Source organism: Azotobacter armeniacus (assembly GCF_054779355.1).
Genome location: NZ_BAAGYK010000129.1, coordinates 1 through 653 on the forward strand (window position 1 = coordinate 1; position 653 = coordinate 653).

Genomic DNA, 653 nt, shown 5'->3' on the forward strand with positions numbered 1-653 from the left:
ATGCCTGGATGCTCGCCCAGCGTCAGCGGGTGCACGAAGGCACGGCCATCGCCAAGGCACTGGATTACAGCCTCAAACGCTGGACGGCCCTGGTGCGCTATCTCGATGACGGGATAGTGGCGATAGGTAGAGTAGAGATGTGGCGCGGTGGCGGTAGGTTCGGCATATCCGTTGACCGCCTCTTTCGATTGGCGGTGCCTTAGTGTCCGGACCCTGACTCCGTTTCCACATCCCCCTCGTCGAACCGGACGTGCGGATTTCCCGCATCCGGCTCTCTTGCAACACATCAAGCCTTCGCGTTCGAGCGGTCGCGTGCAGGCGGCACCAGGCGTATCAGTCCCAACTTCTCGTACAGGTACTGGTCGGAGTATTGGCGGTACCCCGTTCCCCGCTTGCCGCTGCGCCGTCGCAACCAGATTCTGAGCCGTCGCGCCGTGTAGTGGTCGATGTCACGGTAGACCCGTTGCACCGGCCCCTGGTTGAAATAGCCTGCCCAGCCTCCGATCACGGGGTTGAGTTCCTCAATCCGCCTCGAGACCGGCAGGTTGTTCCAGCGCGATGTCGTCTCGGCGTGTACGCGCTCCTTCAGCCGCTTGATCGACTTCTTCGAGGGCGCTGTGCCCCAGTAGGGCTTGCCCTGGTGACCGTAGAAA

1 protein-coding gene and 1 pseudogene are annotated in these 653 nt (G+C 62.2%); one reads left to right on the top strand and one right to left on the bottom strand.

Features of this window, described 5'->3' with window-relative positions; genetic code table 11:
* Positions 1-125, top strand: a pseudogene (locus ACYVD0_RS17425) (IS66 family transposase); the annotation flags it as partial.
* Between the two features lie 161 nt (positions 126-286).
* Here ACYVD0_RS17425 and ACYVD0_RS17430 read toward each other — a convergent pair.
* A partial coding sequence (locus tag ACYVD0_RS17430) for a group II intron maturase-specific domain-containing protein (protein WP_460427981.1) occupies positions 287-653 on the bottom strand: 367 nt, incomplete at its 5' end.